The organism is Nioella sp. (genome assembly GCF_965215655.1).
In the GTDB taxonomy this organism is placed as follows: domain Bacteria; phylum Pseudomonadota; class Alphaproteobacteria; order Rhodobacterales; family Rhodobacteraceae; genus Nioella.
In genome coordinates this window covers 2,432,545-2,445,951 of the sequence record NZ_OZ244111.1, presented here as the reverse complement: position 1 = coordinate 2,445,951, position 13,407 = coordinate 2,432,545, and the positions used below count along the sequence as shown (strand labels likewise).

At 64.2% G+C, this 13,407-nt stretch carries 15 protein-coding genes and 1 tRNA gene; 11 read left to right on the top strand and 5 right to left on the bottom strand.

Annotated elements, in window-relative coordinates:
- Nucleotides 1-32 precede the first annotated feature (32 nt).
- The 9 genes from argS (at nucleotide 33) to ACOOEX_RS12175 (ending at nucleotide 7,852) form a co-directional block, all read left to right on the top strand.
- Entirely contained in the window at nucleotides 33-1,763 is a 1,731-nt protein-coding gene (gene argS, locus ACOOEX_RS12215; protein ID WP_420395085.1) for an arginine--tRNA ligase, read from the top strand.
- A 123-nt stretch (nucleotides 1,764-1,886) separates the two neighbouring features.
- Entirely contained in the window at nucleotides 1,887-2,855 is a 969-nt protein-coding gene (locus ACOOEX_RS12210; RefSeq protein ID WP_420395084.1) for an SPOR domain-containing protein, read from the top strand.
- Nucleotides 2,856-2,861: 6 nt separating this feature from the next.
- Nucleotides 2,862-3,863, top strand: coding sequence for a glycoside hydrolase family 3 N-terminal domain-containing protein (locus ACOOEX_RS12205; RefSeq protein ID WP_420395083.1), 1,002 nt, complete (start codon nucleotides 2,862-2,864; stop codon nucleotides 3,861-3,863).
- 129 nt (nucleotides 3,864-3,992) lie between these two features.
- On the top strand, nucleotides 3,993-4,796 hold the full coding sequence (locus tag ACOOEX_RS12200; protein WP_420395082.1) for a segregation and condensation protein A: 804 nt from the start codon (nucleotides 3,993-3,995) through the stop codon (nucleotides 4,794-4,796).
- The gene (scpB, locus tag ACOOEX_RS12195) at nucleotides 4,786-5,478 is read left to right on the top strand and encodes an SMC-Scp complex subunit ScpB (protein WP_420395081.1); all 693 of its coding nucleotides are present in this window, start codon (nucleotides 4,786-4,788) and stop codon (nucleotides 5,476-5,478) included. Before ACOOEX_RS12200 ends, scpB begins: the two co-directional genes overlap by 11 nt.
- 73 nt (nucleotides 5,479-5,551) lie before the next feature.
- On the top strand, nucleotides 5,552-5,749 hold the full coding sequence (locus tag ACOOEX_RS12190; RefSeq protein ID WP_420395080.1) for a hypothetical protein: 198 nt from the start codon (nucleotides 5,552-5,554) through the stop codon (nucleotides 5,747-5,749).
- Between the two features lie 95 nt (nucleotides 5,750-5,844).
- Entirely contained in the window at nucleotides 5,845-6,585 is a 741-nt protein-coding gene (locus ACOOEX_RS12185) for a hypothetical protein (RefSeq protein WP_420395079.1), read from the top strand.
- A 76-nt stretch (nucleotides 6,586-6,661) separates the two neighbouring features.
- Nucleotides 6,662-7,258: an SH3 domain-containing protein gene (locus ACOOEX_RS12180; protein ID WP_420395078.1), complete on the top strand. Its 597-nt coding sequence runs from the start codon at nucleotides 6,662-6,664 to the stop codon at nucleotides 7,256-7,258.
- 18 nt (nucleotides 7,259-7,276) lie between these two features.
- Nucleotides 7,277-7,852: a hypothetical protein gene (locus ACOOEX_RS12175; protein ID WP_420395077.1), complete on the top strand. Its 576-nt coding sequence runs from the start codon at nucleotides 7,277-7,279 to the stop codon at nucleotides 7,850-7,852.
- Nucleotides 7,853-7,891: 39 nt separating this feature from the next.
- Here ACOOEX_RS12175 and ACOOEX_RS12170 read toward each other — a convergent pair whose 3' ends face one another.
- From ACOOEX_RS12170 to ACOOEX_RS12155, 4 genes are all read right to left on the bottom strand, one after another.
- The gene (locus ACOOEX_RS12170) at nucleotides 7,892-8,314 is read right to left on the bottom strand and encodes a hypothetical protein (RefSeq protein WP_420395076.1); all 423 of its coding nucleotides are present in this window, start codon (nucleotides 8,312-8,314) and stop codon (nucleotides 7,892-7,894) included.
- Nucleotides 8,315-8,340: 26 nt separating this feature from the next.
- Complete coding sequence (locus ACOOEX_RS12165; RefSeq protein ID WP_420395075.1) at nucleotides 8,341-8,790, bottom strand: YbjN domain-containing protein; 450 nt, start codon at nucleotides 8,788-8,790, stop codon at nucleotides 8,341-8,343.
- 147 nt (nucleotides 8,791-8,937) lie between these two features.
- Nucleotides 8,938-10,344 (bottom strand): type I glutamate--ammonia ligase, encoded by a 1,407-nt coding sequence (gene glnA, locus ACOOEX_RS12160; protein WP_071692064.1) that lies wholly within the window; start codon nucleotides 10,342-10,344, stop codon nucleotides 8,938-8,940.
- A gap of 50 nt (nucleotides 10,345-10,394) precedes the next feature.
- Entirely contained in the window at nucleotides 10,395-10,733 is a 339-nt protein-coding gene (locus ACOOEX_RS12155) for a P-II family nitrogen regulator (RefSeq protein WP_127560277.1), read from the bottom strand.
- Nucleotides 10,734-10,921: 188 nt separating this feature from the next.
- Here ACOOEX_RS12155 and ACOOEX_RS12150 point away from each other — a divergent pair, with 188 nt between their 5' ends.
- Nucleotides 10,922-12,502 (top strand): NAD(P)H-hydrate dehydratase, encoded by a 1,581-nt coding sequence (locus tag ACOOEX_RS12150; RefSeq protein WP_420395074.1) that lies wholly within the window; start codon nucleotides 10,922-10,924, stop codon nucleotides 12,500-12,502.
- Nucleotides 12,503-12,564: 62 nt separating this feature from the next.
- On the opposite strand, the gene ACOOEX_RS12145 is transcribed toward ACOOEX_RS12150, so the two are convergent.
- On the bottom strand, nucleotides 12,565-13,053 hold the full coding sequence (locus ACOOEX_RS12145) for a Hint domain-containing protein (RefSeq protein WP_420395073.1): 489 nt from the start codon (nucleotides 13,051-13,053) through the stop codon (nucleotides 12,565-12,567).
- A 186-nt stretch (nucleotides 13,054-13,239) separates the two neighbouring features.
- On the opposite strand from ACOOEX_RS12145, the gene ACOOEX_RS12140 reads away from it, so the two are divergent.
- Nucleotides 13,240-13,324 (top strand) — tRNA-Leu (locus tag ACOOEX_RS12140).
- Nucleotides 13,325-13,407 lie beyond the last annotated feature (83 nt).

Sequence of the window (13,407 nt, the reverse complement as noted above, 5' to 3'; positions counted from 1 at the left end):
AAACCCGCGCCCAATCAGACAGGACCCGTGACATGACCCTTTTCGCCGATATCCGTGCGCTTGTGATCGAAAGCCTTGAGGCGCTGGCCTCGGACGGGGCGTTGCCCTCTGGGCTCGACATGAAGAACGTCGCCGTGGAACCGCCGCGAGATGCGGCACATGGGGATATGGCGACGAATGCGGCGATGGTGCTGGCTAAGCCCGCGGGCATGAAGCCGCGCGACATTGCCGAGGCGCTGTCGGGCAAGCTGTCGGCGGATGGACGGATCGAGACGGCGGAAGTCGCAGGGCCGGGGTTTCTGAACCTGCGGCTGTCGGAGGCGACCTGGCGGGGCGTCATTGCCGGTGTGCTGGCGGAGGGCGCCGACTATGGCCGCTCTGGCATGGGGCAGGGGCAGAAGGTCAATGTGGAATATGTGTCTGCCAACCCCACCGGGCCGCTGCATGTGGGCCACACGCGGGGCGCGGTCTTTGGCGATGCGCTGGCCTCGCTGCTCGATTTCGCCGGTCATGAGGTGACGCGCGAATACTATATCAACGATGGCGGCGCGCAGGTCGATGTGCTGGCGCGGTCCGTCTACCTGCGTTACCTGGAGGCCCACGGGCAGGAGGTGGCATTCGAGGACGGCACCTATCCAGGCGATTACCTGATCGAGGTGGGCGAGGCACTGAAGGCCAAGGTGGGCGATGCCTATGTGGGCAAGCCCGAGGCCGATTGGCTGGTGGAGGTACGCAACTTCGCCACCGACGCGATGATGGCGCTGATCCGCGAGGATCTCGCCGCGCTTGGCGTGAAGATGGACCTGTTCTATTCTGAGAAGTCGCTTTACGGCACGGGCCGGATCGAAGCCGCGATCGAGGATCTGAAGGCCAAGGGCCTGATCTACAAGGGCGTGCTGGAGCCGCCCAAGGGCAAGACGCCCGAGGATTGGGAGCCGCGCGAGCAGACCCTGTTCAAATCGACCGACTACGGCGATGACGTGGACCGCCCGATCATGAAATCGGATGGGGCCTGGACTTATTTCGCCCCCGATATCGCCTATCACTATGACAAGGTGCAGCGCGGCTTCGATGCGCTGATCGACGTGTTCGGGGCCGACCATGGCGGCTATGTCAAGCGGATGAAGGCCGCCGTGTCGGCCCTGTCGGCGGGCCGGGTGCCGCTCGATATCAAGCTGACGCAGCTGGTGAAGCTTTATCAGAACGGGCAGCCCTTCAAGATGTCCAAGCGGGCGGGCACTTTCGTGACCCTGCGCGACGTGGTGGATCTGGTGGGTGCCGATGTGACCCGCTTCGTCATGCTGACCCGCAAGAACGATGCGCCCCTGGATTTCGATCTGGATAAAGTGCGCGAGCAATCCAAGGACAACCCGGTTTTCTACGTGCAATACGCCCATGCGCGGATCTGCTCGGTGATGCGCAAGGCCGCGGAGGCGGGGATTGCCGCCGATGCCTCGGACCTGTCCCCGATTGCCCATCCGGCGGAGTTCGCGCTGGCGGCCAAGCTGGCCGAATGGCCGCGCCTGGTCGAGATTGCCGCCACCAGCCACGAACCGCACAGGGTGGCCTTCTACCTCTATGATCTTGCCAGCGAGTTCCATGGGCTGTGGAACAAGGGCAACGCCGAACCCGCCCTGCGGTTCCTGCAGGAGGACGACCCTGTTGCATCGAAAGCAAAACTTGCCCTCATCGGTGCCGTTCAGGTTGTTATTTCCAACGGTCTTGGTATCTTGGGCGTGACACCGGTCGAAGAAATGCGCTGAGGACAGCCCCGATCATAACGGGGCGTTCATCGAAAAAGCGAAGACCGGGGATCGAGCAGGCTATGAAATACCCGGTATGCCGCGCCATTTGCGGACTGCCCATGCCGGGAAGCGAGGGCAGGCATGGCAGATATTGAGTATTATGACGAACCCGCGTCCCGGTATGACACCGAGGGCGCAACCGCCGCGTCGGGCATGTCCATCATCGTGAACTGGATCGGCGCGTTGATGTCGGTCGCACTGATCGTCGGGCTGGCGATCTGGGCATGGCAGCTGACGGTGCGCGATGTCTCTGGCGTGCCGGTGATCCGGGCGCTGGAAGGGCCGATGCGGGTGGCCCCGGAAAACCCCGGCGGCACCGTGGCGGACCATCAGGGGCTGGCGGTGAACCGCATTACCGAAGGGGCGGAGGCGGCGCCGGCCGCCGATCGGATCGTTCTGGCCCCGGCGCCGCTGGATATCGAAGAGATCGACCTGAGCTCTGCCAGCCTTCCGGCGGACAGCACCGCGCCTGCGGACGCCGCGGGCGAGGAAACGCTGGCGCTGATCGACCGGCTTCTGGAAGAGGCCACGCCGTTGGAACCGCTTGACCCCGTGGCCGAGCCCGAGGTCGCCGCCGTGGAAAACCCGGTGGAGGCTGCCGTGGCAGAGGCGCTAGCCGGGTCGCCGCGCCCGGTGATCGAGGTGATCTCCGCCGCCATCCCCGGTGTCAGCCGTTCGCTGAGGCCGCTGAGCCGCCCGGAAGAGGTGGTGCTGGTGGCCTCGCTGGACCCGGCCGCACCCGTGTCCGCGCCATCTGCCTCGGCTGACGTGACCGAGCTTGACCCGGAAGGGCTGGCGACGGGCACCCGGCTGGTGCAGCTCGGGGCTTTTGACGATGCGGAGACCGCGCGCGAGGAATGGGCGCGGCTGGCGCGTCTCTACCCGGATTTCTTCCGCGACAAGGATCGGGTGATCCAGCGGGCGGTGTCTGGCGGGCGGGCCTTCTTCCGCTTGCGCGCGCACGGGTTCGATGATCTCTCGGATGCCCGCCGCTTCTGCACCGCGCTGAATGCGCAGGGCGCGCCCTGTATCCCTGTCACCGTGCGTTAAGCCCCCGTGCACGCTGCGAAAAGCGCCACGATCCTCGGCTGCCTCGGCCCGCAGCTCACGCGCGACGAGGCGGCGTTCTTCGGGGATGTGGCGCCGGTCGGGTTCATCCTGTTCGCCCGCAATGTGGAAACGCCCGAGCAACTGAAGCGGCTGACCGGCGATCTGCGCAACGCCGTTGGTTGGCCGGCGCCGATCTTCGTCGATCAGGAAGGCGGGCGGGTGCAGCGCCTGCGTGCACCGCATTGGCGCGAATGGCTGCCGCCCTTGGATCAGGTGGCCAAGGCCGGACCAGAGCGCGCCGCGCGGTCGATGTATCTGCGCAGCTATCTTATCGGACGGGAACATCTGGCGCTTGGCATCGACGGCAATTGCGCGCCCTGTGCGGATATCGCGCGGGACCAGACGCACCCGTTTCTGCGCAATCGCTGCTACGGGGAAGATGCTGAAACCGTTGTAAAAATATCGCGCGCCGTGGCCGAGGGGCTGTCGGATGCCGGGGTGTTTCCGGTGATGAAGCATATGCCGGGCCATGGGCTGGGAACGCTCGACAGCCATCACGAGTTGCCGCATGTGACCGCCGCGCGTGATGCGCTGGAAGAGACGGATTTCGCGGCGTTCCGGGCGCTGAACAAGCTGCATTGGGGGATGAGTGCGCATCTGGTGTTTGAAGAGATTGACCCGGATGCGCCCGCAACGCTCAGCCCGGCGATGATCCGGTTGATCCGCGAGGAGATCGGGTTTCAGGGACTGCTGATGACCGACGATCTGTCGATGAACGCGCTGCCGGGCGGGATTGGTGAACGAGCGGAGCGGGCCATAGCTGCCGGTTGTGACGTGGTTCTGCACTGCAACGGCAAGCGCGAGGAAATGGATCAGGTCGTTAGGGCGGCGGGGGAGTTGGGGGAAGCCGCTTCGAAGCGGCTTGGACGCGCCCTTGGCAGCCGTCGCCACGCCATTGATCTGTCCGAGGCGGAGGCACTGGCGGAGTTGTCGGCGCTTCTGACATAGGAGCCGGCCTGACACACCCGTTCCGACAGAAAACGCGATTGCGAAATCGCGTCGTCGCGCCCCATGCCCGATCTTGACATTCCCCTGCCATGCCGGGACTTTGTCCTCCTTCACCATGGACCCGTCCTGATGTCAGACAGCACAGACCGCCAGCCAGAGGACCTTTGGGAAACCGTCGCCGAACGGCGCGCGGCGGAGGCTTTGATTGTCGATGTGGACGGGTTTGAAGGCCCGCTCGACGTGCTCTTGACGCTGAGCCGCACGCAAAAGGTGGACCTGCGCAAGATCTCGGTTCTGAAACTGGCCGAGCAATACCTGGCCTTCGTCGAAAAGGCCCGGTCCCTGCGCATTGAACTGGCCGCCGATTACCTTGTCATGGCCGCCTGGCTCGCCTTCCTCAAATCCCGGCTGCTGCTGCCCCCCGATCCGTCCGAAGAGGGCCCGACGGGCGAGGAACTGGCCGCGCATCTGGCCTTCCAGCTTGAACGTCTGCAAGCCATGCGCGACCGCGCCGCGCGGATCATGGCGCGCGATCAGCTTGGCAAGGACCGCTTCATGCGCGGCCTGCCGGAGCGGGTGGAAACCGCTCGAAAGGTTACCTATTCCGCCTCACTGCTGGACCTGATGCAGGCCTATGCCCGCACCCGCACCCGCGATGATTTCCGCCCCTTCGTGCTGGACCGCGACTCGATTTTCACGATGGAAGAGGCGCTGGAGCGGATGCGCTCCATGATCGGCTTTTCCGGCGATTGGGTCGATATCTCGACGTTCATACCCGACGGTTGGCGGCGCGATCCGATCAAGCGGCGCTCGGCCACTGCCTCCACATTCGCCGCTTCTCTGGAACTTGTGAAGGCGGGCAAAGCGACCCTGCGCCAGACCGAGACATTCGCGCCGATCCAACTCAGACCAAGAGGCCCCGATGACCGCTGAGGACCCGGATATCGAGCAGGACGAACCCGTAGAGGACACGCAGGAGGAAAGCCTCTTCCAGGCTCCGCCGCTCGCGGAACAGGAACGCATGGTCGAGGCGATGCTCTTTGCGTCGAGCGAGCCGCTGACCACCCGCGCCATGCAGGATCGCATGCCCCATGGCTGCGATGCGGCAGAGGCCATGGTGCTGCTGCGCCGCCGCTATCAGGGCAGGGGGGTCAACGTTGCCCGCGTGGGCGATGCCTGGGCCATTCGCACCGCGCCCGACCTCTCGTTCCTGATGAGCCGCGAGACGGTGGAAACCCGCAAGCTCAGCCGGGCGGCCATCGAAACGCTGGCCATCATCGCCTACCATCAGCCCTGTACCCGCGCCGAGATCGAGGAAATCCGGGGCGTGTCCGTCAGCCGGGGCACCATCGACCAGCTGATCGAGATGGAATGGATTCGCTTCGGCCGTCGCAAGATGACGCCGGGCCGGCCTGTGACATACGTTGTGACGCCCCAGTTCCTCGATCATTTCGGTCTGGAAACCACCCGCGACCTGCCGGGCCTGAAAGAGTTGCGCGAAGCGGGCCTTCTGGACAACCGCCCTCCGCCCGGCATGTTCCCCGGCCCCGATGACGACGGAGAAGACGATGCGCTGGACCCAGGACCGGGACAGGAGGACATGTTCGGACCCTGAAAGTCCTGATTGCCCCAATTCTGCCATGGAATCGTGCCAGACTGAACAAAACAACCAGATTCGAGGCAGACCCATGGACCGTATCATCAACATGATCCTCAACCGCCTGCTCAGGCGCGTGATCAATCGCGGCGTCGATGCCGGGGTGAATGCCGCCTTCGGCGCCCGCGATGACGACCAGATGACCCCCGATCAGCGACAGGCCATCCAGCGCAACACGCAGCGCGCGCGTCAGGCAACCCGGCTGGCCAGCCGGATGACCCGTCTCTGACCTATTTCTATCGTTTATTCGGTGCATTGGTGCTGGCGCCCTCGGGCGCTGCGTGCCATTGTGCCGCCGCGCCTTTCTAACAGGAGAGATCCCTTATGCTCCGGCCCCGTTTTTATCTGTCCATTGCCCTTCTGTCTCTGACCTCTGCACCTGCCTTCGCTCAGCAGGAGCCCACGCCCGAGGAACTGGCGATCCGCGCTGCGTCTCCCGGCGTCATCGTGAACGAGGAGACCGGGGAATACACCGCCATCGAACTGGAGCTTCAGGGCTGCCGGATCGTGCAGACGCTGATGACCAACCAGGGCTATTCCATGGGCGGCCCCGTCGGCGTTCAGGTGCTGCGCATGGATCTGCGCGACCTTGATCCGCTGACCGGCATCCTTCCCGCCGAAGATACGGTGAATGGCCACACCCGCGTGATGCTGATGCCCTCGCAATCCGCGTGGGAGGCGATCCAGACCGCTGGCGGCATCTTCTCGGATATGCGCACCGCTGCCGCCGAACAGGGCGATCAGGAAAACCCCGACGCGATCAACGGGGCGCGCACCCTGCGCACCCGCGCGCAGCGGATGTTCTCGGCCGATGCGGTGCTTGGCAATTTCGGTCCCGTCATGGCCCGCACCCATGTGCTGCAGATGCGCGGCGACCGGGGCGAGCTGATCTATCCGCTGGTCGCGCCGATGCAGATCACCCTGGACCCGGAGGCCGCCGATGCGGCGCTGGCCACGATCAATGACCTGCGCGCCGGGCCCTGTGCGCCCGAGGATGGCATCTCTGCCGAGCCGGAGCCGCAACCCGAAGAGGGTGCGGACGAAGATGGTGAAGCCACTGAATAGGGCAGAAATTCCTTGCGCCGGGACCCGGTTCCGGCGCAAATTTTTCCGTGTTTTATGACGGAAAAGGAATTTCACCATGTTTCGATTTGCCGTGCTGGCCGCAGCCATGGCGCTGGCCAGCCCCGCCGCGGCCTTCCCGCGCGTCTATTTCTTCTGCATCACCGATGACCAAGCGCCCCCCTATATCCGGGTGGGGCCGATGTCGCCCAATCAAACCGAGGCACGGTTTCTCTATCCCCCCGCCCATGACGGCGCGCGGCGTGACCATGACATGCTGTGGATCGGTGAGACTGCCGCGGGTGAGATCCGCTATCACGCGGGTGATATTTCGCTGGACCTCGCGGCCGAGGATACGGGGTTGCAGATAGGGGATATGATCATCCCCTGTACGATGCTTGAACTGCCACAGGATCACCCGCGCGGTGATTACCCGGCTTTGGCGCGTGCCAACGGGGGAAACCTGCATGCGGGTCCCGGGCCGGATCATCCGGCTTTGGGTGAGATTGCACCGGGAACCCGGCTCTACCTCCAGTCCCGCTCGGAGGAGGAGACGGACGGATATGCCTGGTTTGAGCTCTACGACCCGACCGGGCCGGCCGGGTTTGTTTGGGGCGGAGACCTTTGTCCCGGTTTCGAACCGCTGGAGAGTGCGCTGCCCTCCTGCGATCAATAATTTGAAAGGACATTTTGAATGCGCTTGACCCCGTTCGTTGCAGCGTTGGTGATGCTGGCCCTGCCAGCGGCTGCACAAACCCAGTTCGACTGCGGTCCGCTTGGCGATGGCAGCTACATCGTCACGATCGACCCGGCCATGTCCGACCGGGCAGAGGCCCGGTTTGCCATGGGCATGGACTCTGGCGGTGGCGCCACCAGTCCGGCCACGCTGCTGACAGCCGCCCCCACAGGATCGGGCTTTCGATATGTCGGGCCGGAAATGGAATTGCGCGGGCAGGGCAATATGGCGGAGCTTCGGGTCGAGGACATGATGCTGGTCTGCCAGACGATCAGCGCGGGCGGCGGGGCCTTCCCGGTTCAGGCGCGATCCTGGGGCGGCAATGTGCGCGTGGGGCCGGGCATGGAATATGACCGGTTCGGCAGCTTCGCGGAAGGTGAAGACCTGATGATCGTCTCCAATACCGGCGTGATGATGAACGGCTACCCCTGGTTCGAAGTGCGCGACATGCAAGGCGCGGGCGGGTTCCACTGGGGCGGCATCATCTGCTGGACCACGGTGCCGGTGGATGGTGTGTTCCAGTCCTGCCCATAGGGCCAGAGGGGAAAGCGGCCCTGACCGGGCCGCGATCCTTCAGTTTCCGAACCGGGCGCTGAATTCCTGCATCAACGCCCCCCAGGCCTGAAACGCGGCGGCAGGATCGGCGGCAGAGGCGCTGTGGCTCAGCACAAGCCAGCCGTCACCGCCGACGCTGATGCTGCCCCCCAGACCGGCGGCCTGCCAGTCTGCTGCGGCGTCGCCACCCGAAGGCGGCGGGGCCACGGCCTGAAAGCTGAGCGTGCTGCAATTGCTGCCGCTGCTGCTGCAATCGGGACCGGATGCCATGGCGACATAGCTTGCGGGTCCAGCCTCGCCGAAGATGGTCAGGCTGCCGCCCGCATCCTCCATCCGGGCCGGGCCAAGCAGCATCGCCTGACCCAGCAAATCCCCCGGCGCGGTCTGTGCCGACAGCGGTGTCGCCAGCAGGGTCAGCCCTGCAATCCAGATACGCATCATCTCTGATCTCCCTTTGTGTTCGGGTGTCACTGCGTCAGGTGGCTGTTGAACTCCGCCAGAGTCAGCCGCCAGATGTCGAAACTGTCTGCAAAGTTCTGCCGGGTGACGCCGAAGTCTATGTTGACGCTCCAATGCAGGATTACGCTGCCGCTGCGGGCCACATAGGCTGCGCCGAACCGCTGATCCTCGTTCCACTGGTTGAGCAGGGTCAACCCGTTGCGTTCCGTTGTGAAGGTCGCGAAGAACTGAAGGGAATCGCAGGCCCCATCGTCGCATCCATACATCAGGATGCCATAGTTGTTGCCCTCGATGGTGCCGGTCATCATCGGCTGACCGTTGTTCGAGGCTTCCATCTGTGCCGGGCCGAAACCTTGCGCGACACTCATGATATCCTGGGGGGTGTTGCCCAACATCTGGGCATGGGCCGGGGCGGCGAGTGAAATGGCTACGGCGGTGGCGGCAAACATGCGTCTCATGGGCAATCCTCTGGTCAAGACGTGAAACTCAATACTCCAAGGGTAGGCCCGTACCGCTGGCCTGTCAAAATGCAATTCCCGGGGCGGGGCCGGAACAGCAAAAGGGCGCCACGCCGGCGCCCTTTTCCGTTGTTCTGTCTGCCGCGATCAGCAGCTGTAGTACATCTTGTACTCGATCGGGTGCGGGCAGTGTTCGAAGGCGTAGACCTCGTCCCACTTCAGCTCCAGGTAGCCCTCGATCTGGTCCTTGGTGAACACGTCACCTTTCAGCAGGAAGTCGTGATCGGCTTCCAGGTTTTCCAGGGCTTCGCGCAAGCTGGCGCAGACGGTCGGGATGCCGGCCAGTTCCTCGGGCGGCAGGTCGTAGAGGTCCTTGTCGGACGCTTCGCCCGGATGGATCTTGTTCTCGATGCCGTCGAGACCAGCCATCAGCAGGGCCGCGAAGCACAGGTAGGGGTTTGCCGCCGGATCGGGGAAACGGGCCTCGACGCGCTTGGCCTTCGGCGATTCCGCCCACGGGATACGGACGCAGCCAGAGCGGTTGCGGGCCGAATACGCACGCAGAACCGGGGCTTCAAAACCGGGGATCAGGCGCTTGTAGGAGTTGGTGGACGGGTTGGTGAAGGCGTTGAGCGTCTTGGCGTGCTTCAGGATGCCGCCGATGAAATACAGCGCCTCATCCGACAGGTCTGCATATTTGTCACCCGCAAACAGCGGCTTGCCGTCCTTCCAGATCGACATGTTCACATGCATGCCGGTGCCGTTGTCGCCAGAGATCGGCTTCGGCATGAAGGTGGCGGATTTGCCGTAGGCGTGGGCCACGTTGTGGATCACGTATTTGTATTTCTGCAGCTCGTCTGCCTGCTTGGTGAGCGAGCCGAAGATCAGGCCAAGCTCGTGCTGACAGGACGCCACCTCGTGGTGGTGCTTGTCGACCTTCATGCCGATGCGCTTCATGGTGGACAGCATTTCAGACCGCAGATCCTGTGCCGCGTCGGTCGGGTTCACGGGGAAGTAGCCACCCTTGATGCCCGGACGGTGGCCCATGTTGCCCATCTCGTATTCGCTGTCCGAGTTCCAGGCGGCGTCCTGGGCGTCGACCTCGAAGGAGACCTTGTTCATCTCGACCGAGAAGCGTACGTCGTCGAACAGGAAAAACTCCGCTTCGGGACCGAAATAGGAAGTGTCGCCGATGCCCGAGGAGATCAGGTAGGCTTCGGCCTTCTGCGCGGTGCCGCGCGGGTCGCGGGAATATGGTTCGCCGGTGTCGGGCTCGACCACGGTGCAGTGGATGCAGAGCGTCTTTTCCGCGTAGAACGGGTCGATATAGGCGCTGTCAGTGTCGGGCATCAGCTTCATGTCCGACTGTTCGATGGACTTCCAGCCAGCGATGGAGGAGCCGTCGAACATGAACCCTTCTTCGAGGAAGTCCTCATCGACCTGATCGGCCATCACGGTGACGTGCTGCAGCTTGCCGCGCGGGTCGGTGAAGCGGATATCGACATATTCGATATCTTCTTCACGGATCAGGTTCAGAACGTTTTCGTTGCTCATGTCCAAGTGTCCTTGAGAGTAGTTGACTGTTGATAAGGGGAAAGCGCCGCTCAGAGAGCGTCTTCGCCGCTTTCGCCCGTGCGGATGCGGATCGCCTGTTCGACGGACGAGACGAAAATCTTGCCGTCGCCGATCTTGTCGGTCTTGGCTGCGTCCACGATCGCTTCGATCGCGCCGTCAACCATGTCATCGGACAGGACAACGTCGATTTTCACCTTGGGCAGGAAGTCGACCACATATTCCGCGCCGCGATACAGCTCGGTATGGCCTTTCTGACGTCCGAAACCCTTGACCTCGGTGACGCTGAGGCCCTGGATGCCAATCTCCTGAAGGGCCTCTTTCACCTCGTCCAGTTTGAACGGCTTGATGATGGCTTCGATCTTTTTCATGTCTGCCGACTCCTCTGGCCCGAGTATTGCAGGCCCGTGACACCACTTTCCCGATGGGGTCGCAATCGGGTAGCGTGACACAGGGGGGCTTGCCGTCCGGGATTCCGCAGCGACCGCCCAAAACAAACGCAATGCGCATAAAAATTGTGCACTGTGAAAACTCATGATCGCCAAGGGGCCATACCGGCATGACCGAGTTGCTGACCGCCGCACAGATGCGGAGCCTGGAAACCGCCGCGATGGAGGCCGGTCCGGTCACCGGACAAGAGCTGATGGAGCGCGCCGGGGCAGGGGTTGTCGCGGCGCTACTGGCGCATTGGCCCGAGCTTCGGGCGGGGTCGTTCCGGGCGCTGGTGCTCTGTGGTCCCGGCAATAATGGCGGCGACGGGTTCGTCATTGCCCGGCTGCTGCATCAGGCGGGCTGGTCGGTCGCGCTGCATCTTTTCGGCGATCCCGACCGCTTGCCGCCGGATGCCGCGCTGAATTGCAGCCGTTGGCAGGCCCTTGGCGAGGTACGGCCCTGGGATGGCGAGGCGATTGCCGGGGCGCGGGCCGATCTGGTGGTCGATGCGGTGTTCGGCGCGGGCCTGACCCGGCCGGTGCCACATGAGATCGTTTCGCCCATGGTGATCGGCATGGGGAATCGCGGGCGAAACTGTCGCAAACTTGCCGTCGATAGCCCCACGGGGCTGTGCATGGACAGCGGCCGCGTGCTGGTTGATAGCGAGGCCGGTCTGCCAAATGCCGACCTCACGGTGACTTTCCACCGTGCCCGGCCGGGGCACTACCTGGCCAGCGGCCCGGCGGCCTGCGGGGCGGTTGCGGTCGCCGATATCGGGCTGGCCCCTCGGGCCGCGATCCCACCCCGTCGCCCGGCCCCGGCTGGGGTGCGGCTTGGCCCGCTTGCGACCCTCGTCACCTCGCCCCGCGATCTGGCGAAGCGACAAGGGGGACACAAATATGATCACGGTCATGCGCTGGTGTTGTCCGGCCCGATGGGCCATTCAGGCGCGGCCCGTCTGGCAGCCCGTGGCGCATTGCGCATCGGGGCCGGGTTGGTCACCGTGGCGGCGCCAGGCTCTGCCATGATGGAATGTGCCTGCCAGCTGACCGCGATCATGCTGCGCAAATGCGAGGGGGCCGAAGGACTGGCCGATCTGCTGACCGATGCACGCCTGAACGCCCTGTGTGTCGGACCGGGGCTGGGGCTGGGGCAGGGCACCCGCGATCTGGTGGCGCAGGCACTTGCGGCCCGGCGCGGGACGGTGCTGGACGCGGATGCGCTGAGCGCATTTGCACAGGATCCGGACGCGCTGTTCGCGCAGCTGCATGAGGCTTGTGTTCTAACCCCCCATGGCGGTGAGTTCGCCCGGCTTTTCCCCGATATCGCGGCAAGGTTGAGCTCTGCGCCCATGGCCGGCCCCGCCTATTCAAAGATCGACGCAACACGAGAGGCGGCCGCGCGAGCGGGCTGCACGGTGCTGCTCAAGGGGCCGGACACGGTCATCGCGGCGCCGAACGGTCAGGCGTCAATCCACGCCGCCGCCTATGATCGCGCGGCACCCTGGTTGGCGACAGCCGGATCTGGCGATGTGCTGGCAGGTTTCCTCACCGGCCTGCTTGCCCGCCGGTTCCCCCCGAAACGCGCCGCGGAAACCGCGGCCTGGCTCCATGCGGAAGCCGCACGTCTTTTCGGCCCGGGTCTCATCGCGGAAGATCTGGCGGATCAGTTGCCGGGTCTCTTCCGCAGCCTGCAAACGATGGCGTGATCCCGTTCCACCCCGGCATACGTCCCCGGGGCGGGTCTGCGGAAGGCGGCTTGCCCCTGCTCTCAGACCTGGGCGATGTCCTGCGCCGCGCTGATCACCTCGAGCCCGTCGGCATACAGCACGTGGGCGCGGTCGAATTGCAGGGTCAGCAGGGCTTCGGGGCGCGCATCGCTCCAGCAGATGACCTCGCCATCGACAAGCCGCGACAGTGGCACCCGTGCGGCCGGCGTGCCGAATAGCGCCTGTGCCCGCCAGTCGCGCAGCAGGATCTTCTGGTCGGCAGGCAGCAGCAGATCGCGCACAGGCTTGCCACCGAGCGCATCCTTGCGAATGAAGACGAAGCGCATCTCCTCAGGCACGTCATGGCGGAAGATCCGTCGCAGACCCTGCGCGCCCGCGTCGCGTGTGATCACCCGGTCGCCGGGATAGAGCGCCTCTGCGGGCAATGCGCCGGCCAGTGTCAGAATCTCCGTCCCCGGCGGCAGCATCGCGCCGGAAAGCTGTCTCTGCGTCGCTTCCCCGGTCGGAGACCCGTCTCTCAGATCCGTCATGCCAATTCCTGCTCAGTCCCGGCGATGCTACCTCGCCATGTCTTTCCGGCAGGTTAATGCAAAGGCTGGGGCCGACCCAAGGGCTTTCTCGAAGCGAAACCCCCAAAAACCCGCAAAATCCCTCTCGCCACTGGCGCGGGCCTTTGCTAAAGACCCGCCACTGTCAGGCGACTGCCTGCGGATCGTGCGGGTGTGGCGAAATTGGTAGACGCACCAGATTTAGGTTCTGGCGCCGCAAGGCGTGGGGGTTCAAGTCCCTCCACCCGCACCATAGAAATGCTCTAAATAACTTATAATATTAGACATTTTTATAAAAAGAGTATTTTAGTCCACCTCCATAACCACCTTCCCTGT

What these genes read in the sequence shown, in the direction of transcription:
- argS (WP_420395085.1), top strand. Translation starts at nt 33, where the DNA reads ATGACCCTTTTCGCCGATATCCGTGCGCTTGTGATCGAAAGCCTTGAG.
- ACOOEX_RS12210 (WP_420395084.1), top strand. Translation starts at nt 1,887, where the DNA reads ATGGCAGATATTGAGTATTATGACGAACCCGCGTCCCGGTATGACACC.
- ACOOEX_RS12200 (WP_420395082.1), top strand. Translation starts at nt 3,993, where the DNA reads ATGTCAGACAGCACAGACCGCCAGCCAGAGGACCTTTGGGAAACCGTC.
- scpB (WP_420395081.1), top strand. Translation starts at nt 4,786, where the DNA reads ATGACCGCTGAGGACCCGGATATCGAGCAGGACGAACCCGTAGAGGAC.
- ACOOEX_RS12190 (WP_420395080.1), top strand. Translation starts at nt 5,552, where the DNA reads ATGGACCGTATCATCAACATGATCCTCAACCGCCTGCTCAGGCGCGTG.
- ACOOEX_RS12185 (WP_420395079.1), top strand. Translation starts at nt 5,845, where the DNA reads ATGCTCCGGCCCCGTTTTTATCTGTCCATTGCCCTTCTGTCTCTGACC.
- ACOOEX_RS12180 (WP_420395078.1), top strand. Translation starts at nt 6,662, where the DNA reads ATGTTTCGATTTGCCGTGCTGGCCGCAGCCATGGCGCTGGCCAGCCCC.
- ACOOEX_RS12175 (WP_420395077.1), top strand. Translation starts at nt 7,277, where the DNA reads ATGCGCTTGACCCCGTTCGTTGCAGCGTTGGTGATGCTGGCCCTGCCA.
- ACOOEX_RS12170 (WP_420395076.1), bottom strand. Translation starts at nt 8,314, where the DNA reads ATGATGCGTATCTGGATTGCAGGGCTGACCCTGCTGGCGACACCGCTG.
- ACOOEX_RS12165 (WP_420395075.1), bottom strand. Translation starts at nt 8,790, where the DNA reads ATGAGACGCATGTTTGCCGCCACCGCCGTAGCCATTTCACTCGCCGCC.
- glnA (WP_071692064.1), bottom strand. Translation starts at nt 10,344, where the DNA reads ATGAGCAACGAAAACGTTCTGAACCTGATCCGTGAAGAAGATATCGAA.
- ACOOEX_RS12155 (WP_127560277.1), bottom strand. Translation starts at nt 10,733, where the DNA reads ATGAAAAAGATCGAAGCCATCATCAAGCCGTTCAAACTGGACGAGGTG.
- ACOOEX_RS12150 (WP_420395074.1), top strand. Translation starts at nt 10,922, where the DNA reads ATGACCGAGTTGCTGACCGCCGCACAGATGCGGAGCCTGGAAACCGCC.
- ACOOEX_RS12145 (WP_420395073.1), bottom strand. Translation starts at nt 13,053, where the DNA reads ATGACGGATCTGAGAGACGGGTCTCCGACCGGGGAAGCGACGCAGAGA.